The following is a 26,358-nucleotide window of genomic DNA, read 5'->3' as shown; positions in this document are numbered from 1 at the left end:
AATGACAGGGTGACCCCTCTCACATTGGTCTGTCGAGAGTGCCTGGGGGGTTTGGGTGGGAACCAGTAGGTATGTCTTTCTCGTCTAGCGGGTGGGCGGGCACCTGAGGACGCTCTCCGGCTGTGGCGTTGCGCCATCGCGTGCCGGACACACAGGACACTGGTAGAGCTTGGGCTGCGGGACGTGACGCCACGGGGCGTAGGGCGTCCCGCGACACATATCGAGGAGGCATCGGTGGCGGGCGAGTCCCCCGGCAGGTCGGATCAGCAGAAGTCGTCGGGGGAGACGGCTAGGGGAGAAAGCGATCCGCGGCTCGCGATCTCGCGCGAAGCGGAGGCGGCCCAGGGCTCGACGGCGGTCGCCGTCGTGTCCGACGACCTCCGGTCGGGTTCCGGTGAGCCGCGGGCGGCTTCCGATGAGCCCGATGTGACCTCCGAGGCGGCCTCCGGGGCGAGGACCGAAGCGGAGGCTGAAGCGGAACCGAAGGCACCGGCTGCCGACGGGGACGACGCAAAGGTTTCTGGTGTTCGCGATGGTGAACGGGGCGAAGGTTCCGGGACGTCGGAGGCGAAGGACGAGCCGGAGGCGGATTCCGGTGCGCCCGACGCAGCACCCCAGGGGGATGCGTCCGAGGCGGACGTGGAGCCGGAAGCGGACGCGGAGGGCGCCGGTGGCGCCGATGCCGATGCCGATGCAGAGGCTGAAGGCGCCTCCGAGACCGGAGCCGATGCCGAGGCGGATGAGGACGGCGGCCCGGCGGCGGAGTCTTCGGAGCCGTCGGTGGATCAGCGGACGGCTGTCTTCCGTACGGTGACGCCGCAGGCGGACGGTGACGCGAAGGCTGAGGGTGCGCCAGAGGCCGAAGCTGAGGCGGACGAGGACGGCGGCGAGTCGTCGGAGTCGCCCGTGGATCAGCGGACCGCCGTCTTCCGTACGGTCAAGCCCAAGGCGGGCGCCGACGCGACGGCTGAAGAGGCGTCCGAGGCCGAAGCCGCCACCGAGGGTGACGAGGACGGCGACGAGCCGTCGAAGCCGTCGGTCGATCAGCGCACGGCCGTCTTCCGCACGGTGAAGCCCAAAGCGGACGGCGACGCCAAGGCTGAGGACAAGGACGAGAAAGAGGGGGACAGGAAGGAGGGGGCCGAGGAGGGCGAGCCCAAGGGCGCGTCCGGGAAGGCCGCCGCGTCCGACGCGGACGACGACGCCTCCGGCAAGCCGGTCGACCGCCCGACGGCCGCCTTCGGCGTGCTCCCGGAGAAGCCCGGCAAGGACGGTAAGGACGGTAAGGACGGCAGGAAGGGCGTCGACCAGCCGACCACCGCCTTCAAGGCGGTCAGCCCCCCGGCTGACAAGAAGCCGTCCGAGAAGCCGTCCGAGGCCAAGACCTCCGAGAAGGCGCCCGGCAAGAAGCCCGTCGGTGAGTCGGACAACGAGCGGACCAGCAAGTTCGTACCGCTGCGGTCCCCCGACGACCCGGCCCCGGCGAAGCCCTCCGCCCCGCCCGCCGCGCCGTCGGCCCCCGCCGCCCCGCCGGCCGGCGTGCCCGAGGCCGAGCGGACCAAGCAGCAGCCGCTGCCGCCGATGACCTCGGACGGCAAGCAGCCCGCACCGCTCGACCTGCTGGCGCAGCTGACCAATACGCCGCCCAAGCCCGAGACGCCGATGCGGACGGCGGTCCGCCGGGTCAAGATCTGGACGCCGCTGGCCGCGCTGCTCGTGATCATCCTGGGTGTCATCCAGGCGCTGCGGCCGCTGCCGGAGCCGTCGCTGAACCTCACCGCCGACTCCTCCTACCGCTTCGACGGCGGCGAGCTCTCCCTGCCGTGGCCCAGCCAGGGGCAGTCGGCCGCGGAGGTCGAGGGCGTGGGCAGCCTGGGCACCTCCGGGGCTCAGAAGCCCGTGCCGATCGCCAGCGTCACCAAGGTCATGACGGCCTATGTGGTGCTCAGGGACCATCCGCTGAAGGGCGACGCACAGGGCCCGAAGATCAAGATCGACGCGCAGGCGGCCGAGGAGGCCAAGTCCGCCGACGAGTCGCGGGCGGAGGTCAAGGAGGGGCAGACCTTCACCCAGCATCAGCTGCTCCAGCTGCTGCTGATCAACTCCAGCAACAACATCGCCCGGCTGCTCGCCCGCTGGGACGCCGGGTCGCTCGACGCGTTCGTGAAGAAGATGAACGACGCGGCCGAGAGCCTGGGGATGAAGCAGACCACTTACACCGACCCCAGCGGTCTGAAGGAGTCCACCAAGTCCACCGCGGCCGACCAGCTGAAGCTGGCGAAGGCGGCGATGCAGTCCGAGGCGTTCCGGGCGGTCGTGGCGACGCCCAACACCGAGATCCCGGGGCTCGGCGACCGGATCTACAACAACAACAATCTGCTGGTGAAGCCGGGCGTGATCGGTATCAAGACCGGTTCGTCCACCCCGGCCGGCGGTGCGCTGATGTGGGGCGCCGTGCGGACGATCGACGGCAAGAAGCAGCGGATCCTCGGTGTCGTCCTCGAACAGCGCGCGACCACCACGCTGGACGCCAGCCTCCAGCTCGCCCAGACCAACAGCTACAAGCTGATCAGCACCCTGCAGGACGCCCTCACCTCGGCCACCGTCATCAAGAAGGGGGATGTGGTCGGCCAGATCGACGACGGGCTCGGCGGCACCACGCCGGTCGTCGCCACCAAGGATCTGAAGGCGGTCGGCTGGTCCGGTCTGGGGGTCGACATCAAGATTAGCGACGGCGGTAAGAAGGTGCCGCACTCGGCCAAGGCGGGCACGGTCGTCGGCGAGGTGACCGTGGGCACGGGCCCCGGACAGCTCACGGCGCCGGTGGCCCTGCAGGATGACCTGTCCGAGCCGTCGTTCGGCGCGAAACTGACCCGTATCGGCTGACCCACCGGGGAAGTGGGTTCAAGGGGACAAGCGGAGCGGCCCCGGCGCGAAACGCCGCCGGGGCCCGACGCGGTTCGGGGCCGCCGGCGCGTGCTAGCGTCGGTGGGTCCCCGGCCTGGACCCGCCGCATGCGAACCGGAGTGACCCGGTGCGGGGTTGAGGACGATGGGGCAGACCTCGGGGGAAGACGGGGAGAGCCGCAGTGACCACCGTGGATCCGACACGGGCCGATGAAAGCGGGGGCTCGGAGGAGAGCACCGCCGCACGAATACGCGTACCCACGCAGCGCTGGCCGGCCGAGCCGACGGGCCCGGGCGAGGCGGAGCGTGAGGGCGGCCGGGCCGCCTCCGGCGGGCTGCTCCAGCGCGCCCGGACGGCCCTGCGCCATCCTGTGTGCGCCTCGCTGGCCGCCGCCGCGCTGCTGCATCTGCTGTGGGTGGCGCTGCTGGCGAACAGCGGCGGTGACCTCGCCGCGCAGGACGCCTGGGCGGAGTTCGCCCTCCAGCATCCGGACTCGGCGTACAACCTGGCCTGGTACGGCGGGATGCACCCGGTCTCGTACAGCGTCATCTCGCCCTATCTGATGGCGGTCCTCGGCGTCCGCTCGACGATGGTGATCGCGGGGACGCTGTCCGCCGGGCTGCTCGCGCTGCTGCTGGTGCGCAGCCGTGTCGTGCGGCGGCCGTTGTGGCCCGCCCTCTACGGCGCGTTCGCGCTGACCTGCAACGCCATCTCGGGCCGGGTGACCTTCGGGCTCGGCGCGATGTTCGGGCTCGCGGCGGTGGCCGTGATCTTCGCCTGGCCGCGCAGGTGGCGGTCCCGGCGCTGGCACCACAAAACGGGACGCTTCATACTGGCCGCGCTGCTGGCCGCGCTGTCGACCATGTCCAGCCCGGTGGCCGGTCTGTTCGTGGGCGTCGTGGCCGCCGGGCTGTGGCTGACCAAGCGGCGGCCCGCCGCGTACGCGCTGGGGATCACGCCCGCGCTGGTGGTCGGCCTGTCGGCGTGGCTGTTCCCGTTCTCCGGTGAGCAGCCGATGACCATCGGGTCGGTGATCCTGCCGTTCATCACCGGCGCCGCCGTGCTGATGTGCGTACCGCGCACCTGGCCGACGGTGCGGGTCGGGGCCGGGCTCTACTGCTTCGGGGTGGTGCTCACCTGGGTGATTCCCTCCCAGATCGGCACCAATATCTCCCGCCTCGGCATGATCTTCGGCGGAGTGGTGCTGATCGCCGTGCTGACCGCCCTGCGCAAGCCGCCGCGCGCCGAGCTGCGCTCCACGCCCGCGGGCCGCCGCTGGACCGTCCTGGTGCTGGCGCTCGCGACCGTCACGGTGTGGCAGGGGGTCAAGACCGCCGACGACGTCATCCACACCACCCCCTCCGCGTCCTGGGCCCGTGAGCTGGCGCCGCTGGTCGACCGGCTCAAGCGGGAGAAGGCCGACCGGGGCCGGGTCGAGGTGGTTCCGGTGCGCAGCCACCGCGAGTCCTCCGCGCTCGCCCCGTACGTCAATCTGGCGCGCGGCTGGAACCGCCAGCGCGACCTCGACCGGAACCCGATCTTCTACGGCGAGGACACCCTGACCCCGGCCAGCTACCACGAATGGCTCAAGCGCTGGGCGGTGCACTATGTGGTGCTGCCCGCGGACGACCCGGACACCGCGGCGGAGCAGGAGGCCAAGCTGCTCGGCACCGAGCTGCCGTATCTGCGCCAGGTCTGGTCGGACGCCAACTGGAAGCTGTACGAGGTCAAGGACCCCACGCAGATCGCCGACCCGCCCGCCACCGTGCAGCGAGCGGGCGCCGATCAGCTGGTGCTGTCGGTCCGCTCCAAGGGCCCGGTGCTCATCCGTATCCCGTACTCGCCGTGGCTGGGCCTGGTGGACGACGACGGCCACAGCGTCCGCGCCCCGAAGGGGGAGGACGACCGGCTGCCGGTCAACCGCGAGGGCTGCCTCACCAAGCAGACCGAGGGCGGTGAGGAGGGCCAGCCGGAGGACGAGTGGACGGTGCTGCACGCCCCCCGGGCCGGTGTCTACCGGATAACGGGCAAGTACCAGCTGCCGCGGGGCACGCCCTGCCCGGACGAGATGGTGCCGTGAGCCCGCTCAGCCGCAGACCGTCGACAGCCAGGGCTGGTCAGGGGTGTGGCGCAGGCTCTGGCGCACCTTCTCCAGGCTGCGCAGCAGCCCGTCCGGTGGCTTGGTGGTGTCGCTGAGGTAGGTCAGTGCGGCGCGCTGGAAGGCGAGCCGCATCCGGGTGGGCATGGCGTCGGAGGCGTCCAGACACAGCGAGGCCGAGTCCCGGAGGGTTTCCGCGATCTTCCGGTCCACCGTGTCGTCGCCCTGGGCGTCGAGCGGAACGTCAGGGTTGGCGAAGAACGGGTGGGTGCTCTTGGTGGCGGTCTGCCGGCCCCAGGTCCGCTGGGCGTCGGCCGAGACCAGATAGCGCATCAGCTCCTGGGCCTGCGGGGTGTCACGGAACATCGCGGCGAAGTCCCCCGACACCTCCCGGGCGGTGGAGTCACGGTCGGCATCGGGGAGCAGGCTGCGGGAGAAGGTGAAGTCCGCCCTCTCCGGTCGGGGGTAGCCGCTGCGGATGAACGACCCCTGGTGCTCCAGCGCGCACGGCGGGTCCGCGTGGAACAGCTTGCTCCCGGCCTCGCGGAAGTCGGTGGTCAGCGCGGTGCGCGCGGTGTCCCTGCCGAAGAGCGACCCCCAGCTCTCCCAGGCCCGCTTCACCCGCGGGTCCGTCCACGGCAGCCCTCCGGTGGCCCAGTCCTGGTAGACGGATCTGCCCTGCTGCTGGAGCAGCAGATCCTCGATCCAGTCGGTGCCGGGCCAGCCGGAGGTGGCGTCGTCGCCCATGCCGACGCACCACTGGCGGCCGTCGGCGGCGAGGCCGGGCAGCGTGTCACGGTGGCGGGCGTGGTCGTACCACACGATGCTCTTGAGGTCGGCCTTGACCGCGATGCCGTAGACCGGCCCGTCGGCGCTCAGCCGGGGCGTCCACAGCTGCCCGTACGCCGTGCGCTCGTGGCTCGGGATGACTCCGTTCAGCGGGGTGAGCTGGCGCTGGCGGGCGTAGGCGGCCAGCTCGCCCGAGCTGGGCAGCACGGCGATATCGGGTGGCGTTCCGGAGCCGACCTCCGAGGACAGCACCTCGCGCAGCGCGGTGGTGCCCTGGTAGTCGACATGGATGCCGGTGCGCCGGGTGAACGTGTCCAGCAGGTGCCGGAACGCCTCGCCCTCGGCGCCGGTCCAGGAGGCCAGCACGCTGACGCTGCCGCGCGACTGCCAGCCGCTCGTATCCCCGGCGCCCACGACACACAGCAGCACCATCCACAGCCCGAGGACCGTGGCCGTGGCCTGGCCGGACCGCTTCGCCGCGCTCATCGGGACTGGAACCGGTACTCGTCGATACGCGGCTGCAGACCGACCAGGATCAGCGCGGCCAGCACGGCGCCGCCCACGGGTATCCAGCCGACCGCACCGGCCTGCCAGTGCGCGTTCCGCATCGTCCTCGCCACCTTTCTGGCGGTGGGGCCACCGTTGTGGCCGATGCCCGACTGGGTCAGGCTGGCCCCGGCCGACTCCAGCCGGTCCTGGGTCTGATAGGTGAAGGCGGCCAGCGGCAGCAGCGCGATGAGCAGCGCGGTCGCCGCCGCCAGCCAGGGATTGACCAGCCGGCGGAAGCGGCGCCGCAGGAAGCGCTGGGTGTGCACCAGCAGCGCCGCCAGCGTGAGGAACAGCCCGGGCACCAGCAGCCACCAGGCGAAGGTCAGCAGCCAGCCGAAGGAGGTCTGGTCGTCCAGCACGTCGAACTGCCGCTGCTGCACCGCCTTCAGGCGGTCGAGGATGCCGCTGTGGCCATGCCGCAGTATCGAGTCGGCGTACCCCAGATAGGCATCGCGGAGCGTGGGGTTGTCGCGGTTCGCGTACGCCTGCTCGACGGTGTCGCCATAGGACGTCACCAGCGCCGCGGTGGTGCGCAGCGACCCGCGCGCCGACTCGCCCCCGATGGTGCTCTTGGACACCTGGGCCAGGCTCTGCTTGGCCGTGGAGAGCTGGTTGCGGTACTCCTCGCTGAGCCCCTCGAACTCCGCGGTGGGGCTCGAGATGCTGCGCTTCGCCTCGTCATAGGAGGCGTTCAGCGCGTCGATGGAGGCGGCGACCTGCAGGATCGCCGGGGTGGAGCGGTCGGTCACCGCCGCGGAGTTGCGGCTGACGCCGTAGTAGGCGGCCAACAGCGTGGTCACGGCCACCGCCGTGACCACCAGCAGGGCGGTCAGCCGGCGGACCAGGAAGGCGCGGGTGCCGCTCATGTCGCGCCGCCCGGTTCGGCGCCCAGCGGAGTGTCGCACTGCTGGCAGAACTCGGCGGTGGCGGGCGACCGGCGCCCGCAGGCCGGGCAGATGACATCCGCGGCGGGCGGCGCGGCGGCCCCCGGGCGGTCCACCCCCACGAAGTGGACGCTCTCCTCCGACACGATGATCGCCGAGTTGAGGTCCAGCGGCCGGATGGGCTCGCGGATCCGCACCTCGCCGGTGGCGGCGTCGACGATGTGGACCAGCCCGCTCAGCCGGGTCAGCATCTTCTCGCTGCCGAGCTGATGGGCGAGCTGGACGGCGCGCGCCCACTGGCGGCGGGCCCGGTCCCGGTCACCCGCCTCGTAGGCGTCGCAGCCCGCGGTGATGGCATGGCCCAGCTCGGAGTCGGCGTCGTAGTGCGCCAGCCGGGGGTCGATCCGGGACGACAGCAGCACATCGTCCGTCCACTGGACCAGCAGGGACTCCGGCTCGGGCGGCGGCAGCGCGGTGTCGCCCTCCACCGCCAGCTCCACGGTGGCCAGCTCGACGTCCTCACCCGTCGGATCGCCCCGCGGATCGGCGAGCACGGACACCTGGTACTCGCGGGTCTCGTCGCCCCACGCCTTGGTGGTCCACTCCCAGGTGCGCTCATCGGGGCGGACGCCCTCGTCGGTGACGTCCACCCGGGTGGGGTGCACCTGCTTGACGAAGCCGACCCGGCTGCCCGCCCGGGTGCGGATCCGGATCCGCACCCCGGCCAGCGCCTTGGCCATCGAGGCGGAGACCAGATCCTCGAACTCGGCGGCCAGCGCGGCGTCCTCCAGGACCGCGTCGGCCCTGCCGTGCAGCCGGCGGGCGATCCGCTTCAGCTCGGTGGCGTCCCAGCCGTCGCCGATCCCGCGCGCGTCACAGGTGAAATGCGGGGCACAAGCGTCCAGCACCTTGTCGAGATAGCCGGGCGGGTCGTGTTCATTGCGGCCGTCGGTGAGCAGCAGGGTGTGCTGGATCGCGGCGGGCTGCCGCAGATGGAGCCGGCGGGCGAGATCCAGCCAGGAGCCGATCGCGGTGCCGCCGACCGCGGGCAGCCGGGCCGCGACCCGGGCGGCGGCGGCCTTGGTGTCGGGCCCCGCGACCGCCATGCCGCCGGTGAACGGATAGACGACCTGGGCCTGCTCGGTGCCCTCGACGATCGCGAAACGGGTGCCGTCGCGGAGTATGCCGACCGCGGTGGCGGTGGCCCGCCGCGCTGCCGCGATCTTCGTCGGCGGCCAGCTCATCGACATCGAGCAGTCGATGACGATGACCTCCGAAGCGGCGGTACGGGCCGCCGCCGGGCCCAGGCCGCGGGCCCGCACGCTGACGATGGCGTGCATCTCGGTGCGGCCCGCCGAGGCGGGCAGGTACTTGTTCTGATGCACCCGCAGGGTGAGGGCCGGACCCCCGTCCGCGCCCTCCGGGCCCGGGGCATGTGGTCGCTCTCTGCGGTCCTCGTTCATCTGATCCCCCTGTCAGACGTCAGACCCGGGTCACCGGCCTGATGGCGTTCGCGTGGTCGATCAGCGCACCGAGCGCCTCGGGGCTGTCCGCCTGCCGGGCCAGTCGGCGCAGCGTCAGCTCCAATTCGGCGCGCAGCGCGCTTTCGTCCTCCCACTCTCCATACACCAGCGACGGGGGTTCGGTTCCCCTCCGGAGCGCTTCGGTCGCCGCGGCGGCGCGCCCCCTCCGCACCCAGCGCCGTGAACGGGCGCGCCCGGCGGGCTCACCCCTCCGCTCCCCGGCACCGGACTGCCGCTCCGCCCAGTCCAGCGTCACCTCCAGCGACTCCGCGGTCAGCCGGTCGCGGGCCGGGCCGGACTCCCGCCCCTCGTCCAGATACAGCCGCGGCAGCCGGGTGCGCACCTCCGCCAGATCCTCGGCCGTCGGCAGGGCGTCGGGGTGCCCCAGCCGCCCCGACAGCACCCGCACGATGGCGATCCGCGCGGCGTCGTAGTGGCGGGAGACCTTCGGCACCCCGCCGAGGATGTCCACCGCGCCGCCCCGGTCGCCCGCCGCGAGCCGGAGCCGGGCCAGCCCGAACGCGGCGCTGCCCTGCGAGCGGTTGCGCTGCCACACCGCCTCGTAGAACCGCTTGGCGGCCTCGTGGTCGCCCAGGTGCTCGGCGCAGTAGCCCAGCGCCAGCTTGGGCGCGTACTCCCCGGGCAGGGCGCTGTAGACCTCGTCGAACTGCCCCCGGGCGTCGGCCACCGCGCCGTGCGCCAGCCGCAGCAGGGCGCGGTGCCAGGACAGCCGCCAGTCGTACGGGGCGGCGGAGCCGATCAGCTCCACGGCGATCGCCAACTCCGCGGCCGCGGCTTCCCGTTCACCCAGCTCCAGAAAGGCGCGGCAGGTGCGCAGCCGGATCTCGGCGGAGGGGCGGGGGAAGGCGTGCAGCTGCTCGATCAGCCGCCGGGGCCCGCTGTCGGTCGGCACGCCCAGCAGCGCCGCGCCGGGATCCGCCGCGTCCGGGAACGGCACCGGCAGCCCGGACGGCACCTGCTCGGGGCGGGGCAGCCCGGAGGCCAGCAGCGGGCGCGGCTCCCCGTCCAGCCAGCGCTCCAGGTCCGGGATCCGGCCCAGCGAGGAGTCCAGCAGCGCCGAGGTCGGGGCGAAGAGCGTGGACGGCTGCGGCTGCTCCCGGCTCAGCCGCAGCGAGTGGATCTCCCGCAGGACGCCCCACAGTTGCTCGGACATCTCCGCGGCCGATCCGAACCGCCGCTCCGGGTCGGCCGCCGTGGCGCGGGCCAGCACCCGGCGGTAGGACTCGGCGCCCAGCCCCGGCGGCCGCTGCGCCTGCCGGGTGGCCTTGTCGGAGAGCTCTTCGAGCGTCCTGCCGACCCCGAAGAGGTCATGGCGCTCGGTGAGGGCCGAGACGCCCCGGGTCAGCACCTCGGGGGCGGCGAACGCCTCGGTGATCACGGGCGGCCCGCCGTCCCGCTGGCCCACCCGCCGCACCGCGCCGAGGTCGATCACCTTGACCCTGTCCTCGTAGTGCATGACATTGCTCGGCTTGAGATCGCAGTACAGCAGCTTCTCGCCGTGCAGATAGCCCACCGCGCGCAGCACCAGACAGCCGTAGGCCAGGATGTGCTCGTACAGCCGTGGCCCGTCGTACGGCCTCACCGCGTCCGCGATGTGGTCCTTGATCTGGGCGAGGGTCATCCCGCCGACGAACTCCATCACGATGTAGCCCGCCAGCGCGGTCTCGTCCCGGGGGTCGGGCTGGGTGACGTAGTTGATGATCCGGACGATGCCGGGGTGATCGAGCATGGTCAGATAGCGGCGCTCCTCGACCGCCGTCCGCAGGGCCGCCTCGTCCTCGTTGTTGATCAGCCCCTTGATGGCCACGGGCTGGTCGTCCAGCTGGGTGTCCTCGGCGAGATAGACCCAGCCGAGCCCGCCGTACCCCACACAGCCGATCACCCGGTACTGATCGCCCAGCAGATCCCCGGGGCTCAGCCGCGGGGCGAAGTCGAACGGATGGCGGCAGCGCGGGCAGTAGCCCCTGGAGAGCGCCGGCTGCCCGGCGTAGGACGCGCCCACGATCTCCTCGCACCCCTCCCAGCCGCAGGTCTGGCCGCGCGAGGGGGGATGCGGATCGTCCATCACCAGGTCGCGCAGCGAGGGAAGTTCGACCCGGGGCAGGGCCAGCGGGTCCTCGCCCGCCGGCCGTACGGTGAACTTCCGCGCCACATCGCGGCGGCGGGCACGGGCCGTGGTCGCGGTGGACTCGGACGTCAGGGCCTCACCGGGCCGGGTGGGCGGGGCAGTCCGCCCCTGGGCGGGTGGGGGAGTGGGCTCGGGGGCGGTGGGCAGGGCCCTGCGGCCGCACTCCGTGCAGAACCCCCGGGCGTTGATCCGGCCCAGGCCCTCGCCGCGGCAGTCCGGGCGATTGCAGCGCGGGCCCTCGCGGTCCGGGCCACCGCGGTCCGGACGATCGCCGCCCGTACGACTGCCGCCCGTACGACTGCCGCCCGTACGACTGTGGTCCGGACGACCGCCGTTCGGACGCTTGCCGTCCGTCATGGCGCCTCCCCCTCCGGCGGTGTGTGCACGGCGGCCACGAACCGGTCGACGGCGCGGCGGGCCTCCGGCAGATCACAGGGCACCGTGGCCAGCAGCCGCACCGCGGCCCGGTGCAGCGGAATCAGCTCGGCCCGCTCGGATTCCGCCTTGCTCCCGAGCATCGCCGTGTACGACACCAGCTGCCACTTGAGCTCCTGGACCGCGGGCTGCTGGGCCTCGATCACCCGCAGCGTCTCCTCGGCCCGCTCGGCGACCGTCCGGACCGTGTGCTCGAACGCGGCCAGCTTGGCGACGATGCGGTGGGAGCGCAGCTCGGGGTCGGAGCGCAGCCGGGTCAGGTTGATCCGTAAGGCCGTCGCGTCCTCGGCGTCCGACAGGGACGAGCGGCGCGCCCCGCGCTCGGCCGCCTCGTGCTCGCGGTCGGCGGCGAGGGCCACCCGCGCGGCGAGCTCGTCCAGCCAGCCGTCGATCCGCGCCGCCTCGGGGCGGAACAGCCGCTCGGCCAGGCGCAGTCCACGGGAGTGGGGATCGCGGAAGACCAGCATCAGCCGGCCGCCCCGGTCGGCGAGCAGCTTCATGAAGCCGACCAGCGCCTCCGGATCGCGGGCGCGGTCCACGCCGACGGCCACGATGGTGAGTGGCACCGCGTTGGCCCGGACCCGGCTGAGCGGGGAGGTGTCGCCGGGCGAGCGCAGATCCATCCGGTCCGCGACCCGCAGCGCCACCTCGGTGTCGGTGCGGCCGGTGACGTCGATGGCCAGGTCCACACTGCCCAGCGGCGGTACGGTGCCGTGCGGCGCGGCGGAGACCGCCTCGTTGGGGCCGCCGCCCGACAACTCGCGGTCGGCGAGCGTGATGGCGCGGCTGAGCGCCTCGTACCGCGCGTGGTCGTCGTCCTCGATGACCACCGTCTCCACATCCGCGATCTCCGGGCGCCCGGTGAGGGGCTCCCGGCGCAGCCATACGGCGAGCCGCTGGGCGAAGCCGATGTCCTGGACGCCGGTGGTCAACCGGGAGACCAGCGGCCGGTCCACCCCGGGGTCGCCCCGTAACCAGCGGTGGACCACCGGCAGATGGCGCACGATCGTCTCCACCGGGATCATGTAGGAGACGCTGAGGCGCTCGGCGGAGGGGACGCCGACGGGGTCGTCGTACCGGCTGACGACCATGCCGATCACATGCCGGGTCGCCTCGTCCTCCACCCCGGCGCCGCTGAAGCCCTTACGGACGACATCCCGGGGCGACTTGGGGTCGAGCCCCACCCACTCCGCCCGCGGGCCGACCCGCCCGGCGGTCTTCGCGCGCAGATAGTGGCCGTTGTCGAGCCCCTTGGGGAAGCCGCCCATCCACACCGGGCGGCCGAGCACCGGCGGCAGCCGGTAGAGCGGCGCGGCGTGCTCGGCGGGCTGCGGCCGGTCCAGCCGCAGCAGCGCCACATCGCCGCATCCGTCGGAGCGCTGGGGCACCCAGCCGCCGTCGGCGACGCGCGCGGGGACCGGTGCGGCGTCGGGCACCTCGACCAGGTCGACCAGCACCTCGGTGGCGGGCACCGGGAGCCCGTCGTCGGGGATCACATGGGCGCACGTCAGCACCGTCTCGCTGCCCAGAAGGATTCCGGCGCCCAGGACGTCACCGACCGAACTCCGGATCCTTACCCGCCAAGTGCCCCCGCTGGAGGTCTCATCGGCGGTAATGCCCATTTCCGCCCCCATGTGGCAAGAGCATACGCCCGGGAGGTACGGAAGTGACCCGTCCGTCCGATGGGTCACGGGAACGGGTGAGGGGTGGAACCGGGCCCGGAAAGGGGCGTGCCGGAACGGCGTGGAGCGGGATGGCAGGCCGGGCGCGTGCGGTGCCCGGCCCGGCCCATCCCGTACGCCCGGCCATTCGGGTGACGTGGCGTCACCCTTCTTGTGGCGGGCTACGTCGGATGGATTACTGAAAGTGTGCGGTGGAACCCCCGCCGTTGTCTTTCGGCGCTGGGGGCGCCGCGTCCTCGCCGGAGCCGGGCGCCAGGCGTAGCGCGAGGAGGACCGGGCGGGTGCCCCAACGCCCGCGGTCGCGCACCGGATTTCCGTGAGCGCGAGCGGGTCCAGCCCGCCCGGTCCCGTCTACCTCGATGCCCCGCACCTCAGCTCACCTCACCTCAGGAGGGACTGCGCCATGCCCATCTCACCCAGTCAGGGATCGTCCGCCGGCGGTACGACCGTCGTCATCACCGGCACCAATCTCGCCGGTGCCACGGCCGTGCGCTTCGGCGGCAAGCTGGCCACCATCACCGCCAACAACGCCACCAGCGTGACGGTCACCACGCCGTCCGGCAACGGGGTGGTGCCGGTCACCGTGACCACGCCGGGCGGCACCAGCAACCCGCTGAACTTCTACTACGTCGGCGCCCCCTTCAAGTCCTCGCTGAGCACCAGCGCCGGGCCGCTCGCCGGCGGCAACACCGTCACCATCAACGGCACCGGACTGTCCACCGCCACCGCCGTGAACTTCGGCGGCAACGCGGCGACGCCGACCGTCGTCTCCGACAGCCAGATCACCGCGGTCGTACCGGCGGGTGCGGCGGCCGGGTCGGTCGGGGTGAGCGTCACCACCGCGGGCGGCAGCAACAACGGCTTCTCCTACACCTATGTGAACACCCCGACGGTCACCGGCTTCACGCCCACCTCGGGCCCGCCCTCCGGCGGCACCGCGGTGACCATCACCGGCACCAACCTGTCCACCACCCAATCGGTGACCTTCGGCGGTGTCGCGGCGTCGTTCAACGTCATCAGCGACACCAGCCTGGCCGCGGTCTCGCCGCCCACCGCGGACGGACAGCCCGGCCCCGCCGACATCGCGGTCACCAACCTGGCCGGCAGCGCCACCGCCGCGACCCCGTTCCAGTACGTGGCCGGTCCCGGCATCTGATCACCCGTGGGACGACTCGCCAGAAGGAGATCCACCTTGAGTACCCCTCGAGCCACAGGTACAGGAACCGGTCCCTCGACGGCCGTGGCGTCCCCTCCTGTGATCAGTTCCGTCACTCCCGCCGCCGGTTCGCCCGGCGGCGGGACCCTGGTCACCCTGACCGGGAGCAACTTCATCCAGCCGTCGGCGGTCCGCTTCGGCCCGATCCTGGCCACATCGTTCACCGTCGTCTCCGCCACGCAGATCACGGCGGTGGCGCCGCCGGGGAACGGCACCGTGCAGATCACGGTCACCACGCAGGGCGGCACCAGCAACGGGGTGGCCTACAGCTACGCCGGCGCGCCCGCTCTCACCGGAATCTTCCCCACGACGGGCCCTGCCTCGGGCGGCACGGTCGTCACCCTGACCGGCACCAACCTCCTCGGCGCGACGGCGGTACGGTTCGGGGCCGCCAACGCCACGTCGTTCACCGTCGTCTCCGCCACGCAGATCACGGCGGTGGCGCCGCCGGGTAGCGGCACGGTGCAGGTCACGGTGACGGGCCCGGGTGGCACGAGCAATGGGCTGGCGTACAGCTATATGGCGGCGCCCGTGCCGGTGCTGTCGGGGGTGTCTCCGGGGCAGGGTCCGCCGGCCGGGGGCAATACGGTCACCTTGACCGGGAGTGGCTTTACGGGCGCGACGGCGGTGCGTTTTGGTTCGGCGTCGGCTTCGTTCACGGTGGTGTCGGCCACGCAGATCACGGCGGTGGCGCCGCCGGGTAGCGGCACGGTGCAGGTCACGGTGACGGGGCCGGGTGGCACGAGCAATGGGCTGGCGTACAGCTATGTGGCGGTGCCGGTGCCCGCGCTCACCTCCGTGTCCCCGGGCCAGGGGCCTCTCGTCGGTGGCAACACGGTGACGCTCACCGGTAGCGACCTCACCGGCGTCACCGGCGTCACCTTCGGCTCCGCGCCCGCCACGTCGTTCACCGTCGCCTCGGCCACCCAGATCACCGCGGTCGCCCCGCCGGGGGCCGCCGGGCCGGTGCAGATCACGGTGACCGGGCCGGGCGGCACCAGCAACGGGGTGACGTACTTCTACGTCGGCGTCCCCACCCTCACCGGCGCCGCGCCCGCCCTGGGCCCCCTCACCGGCGGCACCACCGTCGTCCTCACCGGCACCAACCTCCTCGGCGCGACGGCGGTGCGCTTCGGCGCGACGCCCGCGGCCTCGTTCACGGTGGACTCGGCCACCCAGATCACGGCGGTGGCCCCGCCGGGCAGCGGCACCGCGCAGATCACGGTGGTGACGCCCGGCGGCACCAGCAACGGCGTCCCGTACACCTATGTCGTCGCTCCCTCCCTCACCAGCCTGTCGCCGACCCAGGGGCCGCTCGACGCCGGGACCACCGTCACGCTCTTCGGCAGCGGTCTCACCATGACCAGCACGGTGCTGTTCGGCACTACACCCACCTCCTTCACCGTCGTCTCGGACACCTGGGCCACCGCCATCGCCCCGTCCGGGGCCGCCGGTCCGGTGAACGTGCGGGTCACCACGCCCGGCGGCACCAGCAACAGCCTCGTCTACACCCGGGTGGCGGAGCCCGGGATCTAGCGGCGCCTAGGCGCGCGGTTCGCGCGCCGCCCCGGCGCGCAGCGGCCGGTCGGCGCACGGCCGGGACCACCACACCCCCTCGCCGTGCGTCAGCCGGGGCAGCACCTGCTCGAAACCGTGCACCCGGCGGGCCGGGATCTCGCCCCGGAGCAGCCGGCCCGTGGCACCGTCCACGCTCTCCCCGATATCCGCCTCGGCGGCGGCGAGTTGGGCGGTGACCGCGGCGAGCGTCTCGGGCGGGAGCTCCAGCTCGAAGGCGTGGTACGGCTCGTACACCCGCCACCCCGCCCGCTCCAGCGCCTCCCCGAGCACCACGGGGGTGACATCGCGGAAGTCGGCCGCGGTGCTCACCGGGCCGATGAAGCCGGAGCGGACGAGGACGACCCGGCAGTCCGTCACCGAGCGTCCCCGGGGGCCGTGGAACAGCGTGTCGTACACGGTCTCCTCGATCGCGTTGTGGAACGCGCGGGGCAGCGCACCCAGTTCGGTCTCGTAGCCGAAGACCACCCCGGCGCCGCGCGCGGTGGGCTCGACGCGCAGCCCGACGGTGGCCCACGGCCCGGTGTGGCCGGAACGGGCGATCTCACGACCGGCCTCGCCGACCCCCGAGGGGCGTTCGACGAGCACGGGACGGCTCGGCTCGAACTCCGCCTCGACGCCGTAGTCCTGGACCAGCGTGGCCGCGATGATCTCCTTCTGCACCTCGCCGTAGAGCAGCACCGAGGTGGCCCCGCCCGGCATCGCCCGCGCGTGGATCAGCGGATCCTGGTCGGCCAGGTCGAGCAGCGCGGTGTGCAGCCGGGACGCGGCGGCGGCGCCGGGCTCGCGGGCGTGGACGAGGGTCTGGAGGGTGGGCGCGGCGAAGTGCGGCCGGTCCGAGGGGATGTCGCGGACGGGCCCGAGCCGGTCGCCGACCCGGACCCCGGGCAGCCCCTTGATCCGCGCGATGTTCCCGGCGGTCAGCGGCCCCCGCGCGGCCCCCGCCGCGCCGACGACCTCCAGCGCGGTGATCTGCCCGGTGTGCTCGGTCGGCGCGCCGCCGGGCCCGCGGCGGTGCAGCGTCACCCGCTGCCGCAACGCCACCTCACCGGAGAACAGCCGCAGATACGCCGTACGGCCGCCCCGCCCACCCCGGCCGCCTCCGCCGGACCGGCCGTCGCCACCCCGGGCGCCGCCCCCACCGCGCTCCACGGCGAAGACCGTGCCCCGCGGCTCCGTCCCGCCCGGCGCGGGCGGCACCAGCCGCGCGACCCCCTCGACCAGCGCCCCGACGCCCTGACCGCTGAGCGCCGAGCCGAAGAACACCGGATGCACCTGCCCCCGCGCCGTACGGGCCGCCAGTGCGGCCCACACCTCCTCGGCCGAGGGGAGCGGGCCGTCCACGACCCGCGCGAGCATCGCGTCATCGAGCTCGGCCAGCACCTCGGCCGCCTCGGTGCGCACGTCCGGATCGTCGAGGGAGCGCGAGCGGACGTGCGCGTTCCGCGTGCCCAGGTCCCGTACCGCCGTCAGGGGGAGGAGATGCGGCGCCAGGGTGCGCCGGATGTCGGCGAGCAGCCCCGCGTCGCGGGCGCCCGCACGGTCGATCTTGTTGATGAAGAGCAGCACCGGAAGCCGCAGCCGCCGCAGCGTCTTCATCAGCACCCGGGTCTGCGCCTGGACGCCCTCGACGGCGGACAGCACGAGCACCGCGCCGTCGAGTACGCCGAGGGCGCGTTCGACCTCGGCGATGAAGTCGGAGTGGCCGGGGGTGTCGATCAGGTTGAGCTGGGTGTCCCCGGCGGTGAGGGACGCGACCGCGGTCCGCACGGTGATACCGCGCTGCCGCTCGATCTCGCCGGTGTCGGTCTGGGTGTCCCCGGCGTCGACGCTGCCGAGCCGGTCGATCACCCCGGTGTCGTAGAGCAGCCGCTCGGTGAGGCTGGTCTTACCGGCGTCGACATGGGCGAGCACGCCGATGTTCAGGGTCCTGGAGACCCGTGGAGAGCTGGGCATGGATGCTGAAGTCCTCGAAGACGGTCGTCCGGTAGGGGCGCTGGGTCGTTCCGAGGAATCGGCGCATCTGCTGCTCCTGTGCTCCTGCTCGTAGCGGTGCGGTCCCGGACATCGTGGACACGGGGACGGGCGGAGGCAACCGAATTACCGACGGCCCGTCACCGCGCCGGGCCGCCGTCCGCTCGCCCGCCTGCCCATCCTTAGAAAGCGCTGTCACGCCTCTCGACAACGCCCGCCGCTGCCCCGACGCTTCGTAAGCGACGGGGGCCGGTGCGGCGGAGGGGACGGACGATGCGGCGCAGAACGCTTCTGACGGCGGCGGGCACCACTGTGCTCGGCGCCGCGCTGATGACCGGCACCGCCTGGGCCGACGAGACCATCGGCGTCGACCCCGGCACCGACCACGGGGCCTGGGAGGGCTGGGGCACCTCGCTCGCCTGGTGGGCCAATCTCTTCGGGCAGCGGGACGACTTCGCCGATCTCTTCTTCACCACCAAGGCCGTGACCTACGGCGGCGCATCGCTGCCCGGCCTCGGGCTGAACATCGCCCGCTACAACCTCGGCGGCTGCTCCTGGAACAGCGTGGGCGGCGCGTCCATGGTGGCCTCGCCCAACATCCCCCGGTTCAAGCAGATCGAGGGCTACTGGCACGACTGGAACAGCGAGGACCCCGCCTCCTCCGCCTGGCACTGGGGCGCCGACGCGGTCCAGCGGGCGGCACTCGTCAAGGCCGTCCAGCGCGGCGCCGTCAGCGAGCTGTTCTCCAATTCGCCCATGTGGTGGATGTGCCTCAATCACAACCCGTCCGGCGCCGCGGACGGCGGCAACAACCTTCAGCCTTGGAACTACCGCCAGTTCGCGCTCTATCTCGCCGCCACCGCCCGCTACGCCCAGGACCACTGGGGCGTCCGCTTCGCCACCGTCGAGGCGTTCAACGAGCCGTCCTCCGCGTGGTGGAAGGCCGACGGCACGCAGGAGGGCTGCCATATCGACGCGGCGGTCCAGCGGACCGTCCTGGGCCACCTCCGTACCGAGCTCGACGCGCGCGGGCTGACCGGCACCCGGATCTCGGCGTCGGACGAGACCGGTTACGACCTGGCCCGCGCCACCTGGGGCTCCTTCGACACGGCCACCCGCGCGCTGGTCGACCAGGTCAACGTCCACGGCTACCAGGGCTCGGGCGGCCGCCGCGATCTGCTGTACACGGATGTGCGTGCGGCCGGTAAGAAGCTCTGGAACTCCGAGACCGGCGACAAGGACGGCACCGGGCTGACCCTGGCCACCAACCTCTGCCTGGACTTCCGCTGGCTGCACCCCACCGCGTGGTGTTACTGGCAAGTGATGGATCCCAGCGCCGGCTGGGCGCTGATCCACTACGACCCGGACTCCGCCCGGCCCGGCGCCGTGCAGACCAAGTACTACGTGCTCGCCCAGTTCACCCGGCACATCCGCCCCGGGATGCGGATCCTGGACACCGGCTCGGACCACGCCGTCGCCGCGTACGACCCGGGCGCGCGGCGGCTCGTGCTCGTCGCCGTCAACCCCGGCGCCGCGCAGACGCTGACCTTCGACCTGTCCCGCTTCGGCCAGGTCACCGGGGGCGCCGGCGGGCTGGTGCCGCGCTGGTCCACCCACACCTCGGGCACCGGCGATCTGTACACCGCGCGCCGGGACACGGCGCTGGACGGCAAGCGGCTGAGCGTTCCGTTCGCCGAGAAGTCGGTGCAGACGTTCCAGATCGACGGGGTGGTGGAGTAGGGCGGGGTCTCACGCCGCCAGATGGCGGATGATGCGGCGCAGCTGCTCCTCCCACCGCTCCTGGAATTCCCGCGAGCCCGGATCGATGCCGAAGATCTGGCGGACGGCGTGCGGCATCGTGGCGGGCGCGGAGACCACGGCGTAGCACATCAGCAGCACGGCGGCCGGGTCGAGGTCGTCGGCCAGCTCGCCCGCCGCCTGCCGGCGTCGCAGATCGGACAGGTCCTCGGGATGCTCGTCCGCCGCCTCATCGCCGGTCAGCCCGCGCCAGACGGCCAGCCGGATGGCGCGGGGGTCGTCGAACGCCTCCCGGAGATAGCGGACGACCAGTTCCTCGAAGGGGACCGCGGGGTCGTTGAAGGTCGCCTCGCGCGCCAGCCACTCGCGGGTGAGCTCCCGGTAGAGGCCCTCCTTGCCGCCGAAGTAGTAGGCGATCAGCTGCTTGTTGAGGCCCGCCCGGTCCGCGATGTCCTGGACGCGGGCGCCCGCGAACCCCTTCTCGGAGAACACGTCCCTGGCCGCCTCCATCAGCAGCCGCCGGGAGCGCTCCGGGCACTGCTTGCGCTCCTCGGGGGTGGGGGCGCGGCGGGGCCTCTTGGGCGTCCCCTGCATGGTCGTCATCTCCTCTTCCTCGGCCCGGACAGGCTAGCCGGGGGGTTCCCGACAGGGTCTCATCTAATCGTTTGACATCGTCATCCGTTTGGATGAACCTGGCGGCGGTTAGGTACCAATCACAGGACAGACGAGGAGATCCATCATGTTCGTGGTGACCGGAGCCACCGGAAACGTCGGCGGTTATGTGGTGAAGGAGCTGGCCGAAGCCGGCGCCGAGGTGCTCGCGCTCACCCGCGACCCCAAAACGGCCCGGCTGCCGGAGGGCGTGCGGGCGGCCCGCACCGAGGAGCTGCCCCTGGACGGCGCCACGGCGCTGTTCCTCAACCCCGCGGTGGCGTGGCAGGTGGGGACCGAGAAGCTCCTGGAGCGGGCCAAGGAGAGTGGTGTACGGCGGATCGTGATGCTCTCCTCGTCCTCCGTCCTGGAGGACGTCGATCCGCAGACGAACCCGATCGGTGCTCGCCACCGTGCACTGGAGGACGAGGTCGAGCGCACGGGGCTGGAGTGGACGTTCGTCCGCCCGGGTGCCTTCGCCGCGAACGCCCTGCAGTGGGTGGACCAGATCAAGGCCGGGGACGTGGTGTACGGGCCGTACGCCGGGGCGCAGATGGCCGCCATCCACGAGGCCGACATGGGCGCGGTCGCCGCCCGTGCCATGCTCGCAGACGACCTGGTCGGCCAGGCGCCCGAGCTGACCGGACCCGAGTCGCTGAGCTTCGCCGATCAGGTGCGCGTCATCGGTGAGGTGATCGGCCGGCCGCTGCGGTACGAGGAGATCCCGCCCGAGGCGGCGCGGGAGCGGATGGTCGGCGAGTTCCTCACGCCGGAGCTGGCGGACTCGCTGCTGCGCGTCTTCGCGGAGTGCGTGGACCGGCCGCAGGCGATCTCGCCGGAGGTGGAGCGCATTACGGGGCGTCCCGGGCGTACGTTCGCGCAGTGGGTGGAGGACCGGGCGGCCGACTTCCGCTGACCGGCACTGCGCCTGCGGCGGGCGTTCCCCTACCCGCCCCTTCCCGAACCATGGGGCTCCGCCCCCTGGACCCCGGACGGGCCGAAATCAGCCCCTCCGGCGCTTGAGGAGCGGGGTCCGGGGCGGAGCCCCGGTTGTGGGAAGGGGCGGGTAGGGGACAGCCCGCCGCAGGCGCGCAGCCGGTGCGCGCTCGCCGGTGCCAGGGCCGCCTCAGGAGGCGGTCCGCGTGCCGCGCTTACCCGCCTGCTTCTTCGCGGTGGCCTTCTTGGCCGCGGCCTTCTTCGTACCCGCCTGCTTCTTCCCGGCCGCGGCCTTCCCCGCAGGCTCCTCCGCCGCCTTGGCGGTCTTCGCCGCCTTCGTCCCACCCCGCTTCGCCGACGCCGTCTTCTTCGCCGCCGCGGGCGCCTTCTTCGCCGGTGCCTTCTTGCGCCCGCTCAGCTCGTGGACCGTCGCCTCCTCTCCCTCCCCCTCCTCGCCCCGCGCCTCCTTGGCGCTGCGGACGCTCTCCTTCAGCGCCGCCATCAAGTCGACCACCTGCGCGCCCGCGGGCCGCTCGCCGGGCTCGGCGGTGGGCGTGGCGCCGGACACCTTCGCCGCCACCAGCTCCTCCAGCGCCTCGTGGTACTCGTCGTGCAGATCGTTCAGATCCACCTCGCCGAGCGTCTGCATCAGGGTGTCGGCGAGGTCCAGTTCGGCCGGCTTGACGGTCACCTTCTCCTTGGGGGCCACCCCCGCGGGCTCGCGCACCTCGTCCGGCCAGAGCAGCCGGTGCAGCGCGATGGTGTCGCCCACGACGCGGAGCATCCCCAGCCGCTCGCGGCCGCGGTGGGCGTATTTGGCGATGGCGACCTTCTCGCTGCGCTTGAGCGCCTCGCGCAGCAGGGTGTACGGCTTGGCCCCGGCGGCGCCGGGGGTGCCCAGGTAGTAGGCGTCGCCCATCTGCAGGGGGTCGATCTCGGCGGCGGAGATGAACGCCTCGATCTCCAGGGTGTGGGTGGTGGGCAGCGGAAGGGCCTCCAGGTCCTCGTCGGTGATCGGGACCAGCGCACCGTCCGCGTCCTCGTACGCCCGCCCGATCTCGCTCGACTCGACCGGACTGTCCTCGAGCTCGCAGACCTTGCGGTAGCGGATGCGGCCGCCGTCGCGGGTGTGGATCTGCCGGAACGAGATCGAGTGGTCCTCGGTGGCCGGATACATCTTGATCGGGATGCTCACCAGGCCGAAGGAAATGTTCCCATTCCAGATAGATCGCATGCTTGATCCCTTTCGTGAGATTCTTATCGTATGTCCCCGATCGCGGAGGTGGAGGGGCGGCGGATCACGCTCAGGAACCTCGACAAGGTCATCCATCCGGCCACCGGCACCACAAAGGGCGAGCTGCTGCACTACCTGGCGTCGGCCGCGGACCCGCTCCTCGGCCATCTGCGCGGGCGGCCGCTGGCGTTCCTGCGTTACCCGGACGGCCCCGACGGCCAGAAGTTCTTCACCAAGAACCCGCCTCCGGGCACGCCTTCCTGGGTGACGACGGCCGAGGTCACCCGCCATAAGGGGGAGACCGCGGAGCAGGTGCTGATCCAGGACCTTCCCTCGCTGATGTGGGCGGCCAACCTCGTGGTGGAGTTCCACGCCCCGATGTGGCGGATCGACCAGGGGGTGGGCATCGCCGACCGGCTCGTCTTCGACCTCGACCCCGGGCCGCCCGCCACGATCGTGGACTGCCGCGTCGTCGCCGTATGGCTGCGCGAGCGGCTGGCCGACGACGGCCTCACGGCCTACGCGAAGACCAGCGGCTCCAAGGGGCTGCATCTGCTGGTGCCGGTGGAGCCGACCCCCTCCCGCCAGGTCACCGCCTACGCCAGACGGCTGGCCCTGGAGGCCGCGAACGCCATGCCGGACCTGGTGATCCGCAAGATGACCCGCGCGCTGCGGCCGGGGAAGGTGTACGTGGACTTCAGCCAGAACGCGGCCGCGAAGACCACCGCCGCCCCCTACACCCCCCGCGCCGTCCCCGAACCGGCCGTCTCCACGCCCGTCACCTGGGAGGAGGTCGAGGAGTGCCGGGCCCCGGCGGAGCTGTCCTTCCTGATCGACGACATCCCCGCGCGGCTCGAACGCCACGGGGATCTGCTCGCCCCGCTGCTCGACCCCGGGCAGGCGCGCCCGCTGCCGACGGGCGCGGGCGGTGCCGGGGAAAGCGACGGCGAAGAGGACGCCGACGACGCAGGTGCGGTCGACCGATGACGTCGTCCCACGAGCCGCCCCTCGAGCCGCCCCTCCAGCCGCCCGTCGAGGTGGCGCTGGCCCGCGTCGTCCCGACCCTGCCGACCGCCCCGCCCGGACGGCGGCTGGCCTACGAGCCCAAGTTCGACGGCCATCGGCTGCTGATCTTCCGGCTGGCGGACACCGTCAGGATGCAGGCCCGCTCCGGCCGCATCATCACCCGCGCCTTCCCCGACCTGGAGGCCGCCGCGCGGTCGCTGCCGCCCGGCACGGTGCTCGACGGCGAGGTGGTGGTGTGGGCGGGCAACCGCACGGACTTCGCCGCCGTCCAGAAGCGCGCCTTCGCCGCGTCCGAGTCCCGGGCGGGGAGGCTCGCCCGGGAACTGCCCGCCTCCTACGCCGCCTTCGACCTGCTCGCGATCGGCGCGGAGGATCTGCGGCCGCTTCCGTACGAACAGCGCCGGGCCCGGCTGATGGCGCTCCTCGAACCGCTCGGCCCCCCGCTGCAGGCCGTGCCGATGACGACCGATCCGCGGCTGGCCGCCACCTGGTACGAGTCGCTGCTGGAGATCGGTATCGAGGGTCTGGTGGTCAAGGAGCTGGACCAGCCCTACCGGCCGGGCCGCCACTGGCGGAAGGTGCGCCACTCGGAGACGCGTGACGCCGTCGTCGTGGGCGTCGTCGGCCCCCGGCTCCGCCCGCGCGCCCTCGCGCTGGTGCTCCCCGGCGACGACACGCCCGTGATCTCCGCCCCGCTCGCCACGGCCGTCCGGGCCCAGCTCAGCACGGCCCTGCGCGATCTGCCCGATCCCCAGCCCCCGCCCGCCGAACTCCCCACCGCCCTGGACCGGGTCGGCGCCGAGATCGCCTACCGCCCGATCGCCCCGGATCTGACGGTCGAGGTCCGCCAGGAAGGCACGGTCCGCCACGCGGCGACGAGGGTCATGCGCCTCCGCATCCCCGACTGACCCCCGGGGCCACCGGCGGGTGGCCGTGAGACGACGGGAGGGGGCGGGGTCGCAGGTGTGGTGTCCTGGACGCTTTCGCATATTTGTGGCGCCAATCCCCGGCCCACCCCACGCCCCTGGGCACCGGCGCCGTAAATGTGCGGTCCAGGGCGCCGCACCGGAGGCCCCGCACCCGCCACCCACCACCCGCGCGGGTGCCCCGTAGCGGGGTGCCCTGGTGAGGGGCACCCCGCACCAGGGCACCCCTGGCAGGGCAGTACCGGCGACGTCCGTCAGGTCGACAGCGCCGCACCGCCCTCCGAACCCGCCGGATCCGGCGGCCCCGTGACCACCGCCGTCACCCGGCTGCCCGGGGCCAGTTCGCCCCGCTCCACCAGCCCGTACACCCCCCACAGCATCTTCGCCACATACCGCCGCTCCACCCGCACCCCGTGCCGCTCCTCGAACCGGGCCGCGAACGCCTCCAGCTCCACCGGAACGCGCCCGTACCCGCCGCCGTGACAGCCGTGCTCGATCCGCCAGTTGCCGAACGTCCGCCCCCAGCCGCGCCGGTGCAGCTCGGCCACCTCGCCCTCCAGATAGCCGTCCGCCCCCTTCAGTACGGCGAACCCCACCGCCCGCGCCCCGGCCGGGAGCGCGGCCGCGACACCGGCGAGGGTGCCGCCCGTGCCGACGGCGCAGCACACCACATCGCCGGAGCCCGGATCGGGCAGCTCCGCGACGAGCCCGGCCGCCCCGCGCGCCGCCAGGACGTTCGTACCGCCCTCCGGGAGGACGTAGGCGCGCCCCCACCGCTCCTCCAGCCCCCGCAGGGTGCCCGGGTCGTCCTCGCTCAGGCCGCGCAGCGTCTCGCGGTAGGCGGAGCGGGTGACGAAGGCCAGCTCCATGCCGTGCTCCTCGGCCCGCGCCAGCGACCAGTTGCGCGGCGCGCCGGCCAGCTCGTCGCCCCGGATGACCCCGACCGTCGACAGCCCGTACGCGGCGCCCGCCGCCGCCACCGCGCGGATGTGGTTGGAGTACGCCCCGCCGAAGGTGAGCAGCCGGGTGTGCCCCCGCTCGACGGCCGCGCGCAGATTCGGGGTGAGCTTGCGCCACTTGTTGCCCGGCACCAGCGGATGGATGAGATCGTCCCGCTTCAGCCGCAGCTCCACGCCCCGCTCGGCGAGCCATGGGTCGGCCACGTCCCACACGGGGGACGGCAGCCGGGGCCGTATCGGGCCGGAGGTGTCCATCGGGCGTCTCACCTGTCCATTCTCACCGCTGTGTCACGGAAGGCCGACGCGTCGGAAAAGGTTGACGCGTCGGGAATCTCCGACGTAACGTGCGGCCGTGCCCACAGACGTCTTCAGCGCGCTCGCCAACCCCGTGCGCCGCAAGCTGCTCGACTGCCTCCGGGACGGCCCCCGCGCCGTCAACGACCTCGCGGGCGAGTTCGAGCTGAGCAGACCGGCGATCTCGGAACATCTCCAGGTGCTCCGGCAGGCCCGGCTCGTACGGGAGGAGCCGCGGGGGCGGCAGCGGTACTACCACCTGGAGCCGGATCCGCTCGCCGAGGTGCAGCGGTGGCTGCACCCCTTCGAGCACTACTGGCGCGCCCGGCTCCGCACGCTGCGCGACGTCCTCGACGAGGAGAACCCATGACCGAGCCCGATGCCATCCACTGCGACCAGTTCCTGCCCCACCCCCCGGCCACCGTGTGGAAGGCGCTCACCGATCCGCGGCTGCACGCGCGGTGGTGGGCCGCGGGCGATGTGCGGGCGGAGGTCGGCCACCGGTTCACGCTGGACATGGGGAAGTGGGGGGAGCAGCCCTGTGAGGTGATCGCGGTCGAGCCGGAGCGGCTGCTGAGCTACCGCTTCGCCCGGACCACCCTCGACACCACCATCACCTGGCGCCTCGAACCGGAGGGCAACGGCACCCGGCTCTTCCTCGAGCACGCCGGATTCGACCTCGACACCCCGATGGGCAGGACGGCCGTCGAGGGGATGGGCCGCGGCTGGCCCTCGCTCCTCCGACGCCTCGCGACGGTCCTCGGCGAAGCCGAAGGCGAAGGCGAGGGCTAAG

19 protein-coding genes are annotated in these 26,358 nt (G+C 72.8%); 10 read left to right on the top strand and 9 right to left on the bottom strand.

The genetic code is table 11. From position 1 onward, the window contains the following. Positions 1–234: 234 nt before the first annotated feature. Together J8403_RS18190 and J8403_RS18185 are read left to right on the top strand one after the other, a co-directional pair. Positions 235–2,886, top strand: a complete 2,652-nt coding sequence (locus tag J8403_RS18190; RefSeq protein WP_211124125.1) for a D-alanyl-D-alanine carboxypeptidase family protein — start codon at positions 235–237, stop codon at positions 2,884–2,886. Between the two features lie 202 nt (positions 2,887–3,088). Beyond that, complete coding sequence (locus tag J8403_RS18185) at positions 3,089–4,987, top strand: MFS transporter (protein ID WP_211124124.1); 1,899 nt, start codon at positions 3,089–3,091, stop codon at positions 4,985–4,987. A 6-nt stretch (positions 4,988–4,993) separates the two neighbouring features. Here the strand turns inward: J8403_RS18185 and J8403_RS18180 are convergent, their stop codons facing one another. Genes J8403_RS18180 through J8403_RS18160 form a run of 5 tightly spaced genes read right to left on the bottom strand, consistent with a single transcriptional unit; the run spans position 4,994 to position 12,956 of the window. Beyond that, positions 4,994–6,280, bottom strand: coding sequence for an ABC transporter substrate-binding protein (locus tag J8403_RS18180; RefSeq protein WP_211124123.1), 1,287 nt, complete (start codon positions 6,278–6,280; stop codon positions 4,994–4,996). Continuing rightward, the gene (locus J8403_RS18175; RefSeq protein ID WP_211124122.1) at positions 6,277–7,209 is read right to left on the bottom strand and encodes a hypothetical protein; all 933 of its coding nucleotides are present in this window, start codon (positions 7,207–7,209) and stop codon (positions 6,277–6,279) included. The genes J8403_RS18180 and J8403_RS18175 overlap by 4 nt, the downstream gene beginning before the upstream one ends. After that, entirely contained in the window at positions 7,206–8,690 is a 1,485-nt protein-coding gene (locus tag J8403_RS18170; protein WP_211124121.1) for a VWA domain-containing protein, read from the bottom strand. Before J8403_RS18170 ends, J8403_RS18175 begins: the two co-directional genes overlap by 4 nt. A 19-nt stretch (positions 8,691–8,709) precedes the next feature. After that, complete coding sequence (locus tag J8403_RS18165) at positions 8,710–11,256, bottom strand: serine/threonine-protein kinase (RefSeq protein WP_211124120.1); 2,547 nt, start codon at positions 11,254–11,256, stop codon at positions 8,710–8,712. Then, positions 11,253–12,956 carry a S1 family peptidase gene (locus J8403_RS18160; RefSeq protein WP_211124119.1) on the bottom strand — a complete coding sequence of 568 codons (1,704 nt, stop codon included), beginning with the start codon at positions 12,954–12,956 and terminating at the stop codon, positions 11,253–11,255. Before J8403_RS18160 ends, J8403_RS18165 begins: the two co-directional genes overlap by 4 nt. Positions 12,957–13,419: 463 nt before the next feature. Here J8403_RS18160 and J8403_RS18155 point away from each other — a divergent pair, with 463 nt between their 5' ends. Together J8403_RS18155 and J8403_RS18150 are read left to right on the top strand one after the other, a co-directional pair. Next, positions 13,420–14,172: an IPT/TIG domain-containing protein gene (locus J8403_RS18155; protein WP_211124118.1), complete on the top strand. Its 753-nt coding sequence runs from the start codon at positions 13,420–13,422 to the stop codon at positions 14,170–14,172. A 99-nt stretch (positions 14,173–14,271) separates the two neighbouring features. Continuing rightward, entirely contained in the window at positions 14,272–15,768 is a 1,497-nt protein-coding gene (locus J8403_RS18150; protein WP_211124117.1) for an IPT/TIG domain-containing protein, read from the top strand. A 6-nt stretch (positions 15,769–15,774) separates the two neighbouring features. On the opposite strand, the gene otr(A) is transcribed toward J8403_RS18150, so the two are convergent. Continuing rightward, positions 15,775–17,763 carry a tetracycline resistance ribosomal protection protein Otr(A) gene (otr(A), locus tag J8403_RS18145; RefSeq protein WP_211124116.1) on the bottom strand — a complete coding sequence of 663 codons (1,989 nt, stop codon included), beginning with the start codon at positions 17,761–17,763 and terminating at the stop codon, positions 15,775–15,777. 291 nt (positions 17,764–18,054) lie between these two features. Here otr(A) and J8403_RS18140 point away from each other — a divergent pair, with 291 nt between their 5' ends. Next, positions 18,055–19,521: a glycoside hydrolase gene (locus tag J8403_RS18140; protein WP_211124115.1), complete on the top strand. Its 1,467-nt coding sequence runs from the start codon at positions 18,055–18,057 to the stop codon at positions 19,519–19,521. A gap of 9 nt (positions 19,522–19,530) precedes the next feature. On the opposite strand, the gene J8403_RS18135 is transcribed toward J8403_RS18140, so the two are convergent. Next, positions 19,531–20,142: a TetR/AcrR family transcriptional regulator gene (locus tag J8403_RS18135; protein ID WP_246585889.1), complete on the bottom strand. Its 612-nt coding sequence runs from the start codon at positions 20,140–20,142 to the stop codon at positions 19,531–19,533. A gap of 136 nt (positions 20,143–20,278) precedes the next feature. On the opposite strand from J8403_RS18135, the gene J8403_RS18130 reads away from it, so the two are divergent. Continuing rightward, positions 20,279–21,106, top strand: a complete 828-nt coding sequence (locus tag J8403_RS18130) for an NAD(P)H-binding protein (RefSeq protein WP_211124114.1) — start codon at positions 20,279–20,281, stop codon at positions 21,104–21,106. 210 nt (positions 21,107–21,316) lie between these two features. On the opposite strand, the gene ku is transcribed toward J8403_RS18130, so the two are convergent. After that, positions 21,317–22,360 carry a non-homologous end joining protein Ku gene (gene ku / locus J8403_RS18125; RefSeq protein ID WP_211124113.1) on the bottom strand — a complete coding sequence of 348 codons (1,044 nt, stop codon included), beginning with the start codon at positions 22,358–22,360 and terminating at the stop codon, positions 21,317–21,319. 30 nt (positions 22,361–22,390) lie between these two features. Between ku and ligD the strand changes: the two genes are divergently transcribed. Both ligD and J8403_RS18115 read left to right on the top strand, forming a co-directional pair. Further along, positions 22,391–23,347 carry a non-homologous end-joining DNA ligase gene (gene ligD, locus J8403_RS18120; RefSeq protein ID WP_211124112.1) on the top strand — a complete coding sequence of 319 codons (957 nt, stop codon included), beginning with the start codon at positions 22,391–22,393 and terminating at the stop codon, positions 23,345–23,347. Next, positions 23,344–24,294 carry an ATP-dependent DNA ligase gene (locus J8403_RS18115; protein WP_211124111.1) on the top strand — a complete coding sequence of 317 codons (951 nt, stop codon included), beginning with the start codon at positions 23,344–23,346 and terminating at the stop codon, positions 24,292–24,294. The genes ligD and J8403_RS18115 overlap by 4 nt, the downstream gene beginning before the upstream one ends. Positions 24,295–24,566: 272 nt before the next feature. On the opposite strand, the gene J8403_RS18110 is transcribed toward J8403_RS18115, so the two are convergent. Then, complete coding sequence (locus J8403_RS18110; protein ID WP_211128312.1) at positions 24,567–25,526, bottom strand: 1-aminocyclopropane-1-carboxylate deaminase/D-cysteine desulfhydrase; 960 nt, start codon at positions 25,524–25,526, stop codon at positions 24,567–24,569. Positions 25,527–25,623: 97 nt separating this feature from the next. On the opposite strand from J8403_RS18110, the gene J8403_RS18105 reads away from it, so the two are divergent. Both J8403_RS18105 and J8403_RS18100 read left to right on the top strand, forming a co-directional pair. After that, the gene (locus J8403_RS18105) at positions 25,624–25,935 is read left to right on the top strand and encodes an ArsR/SmtB family transcription factor (RefSeq protein WP_211124110.1); all 312 of its coding nucleotides are present in this window, start codon (positions 25,624–25,626) and stop codon (positions 25,933–25,935) included. Continuing rightward, the gene (locus J8403_RS18100; protein ID WP_211124109.1) at positions 25,932–26,357 is read left to right on the top strand and encodes an SRPBCC family protein; all 426 of its coding nucleotides are present in this window, start codon (positions 25,932–25,934) and stop codon (positions 26,355–26,357) included. Before J8403_RS18105 ends, J8403_RS18100 begins: the two co-directional genes overlap by 4 nt. The last annotated feature ends 1 nt before the right edge of the window (position 26,358 follow it).

It is taken from the genome of Streptomyces yatensis, from assembly GCF_018069625.1.
Lineage (GTDB): Bacteria > Actinomycetota > Actinomycetes > Streptomycetales > Streptomycetaceae > Streptomyces > Streptomyces yatensis.
Note: the sequence above shows the minus strand (reverse complement) of the source record. Positions and strands in the feature narration are given on the sequence as shown.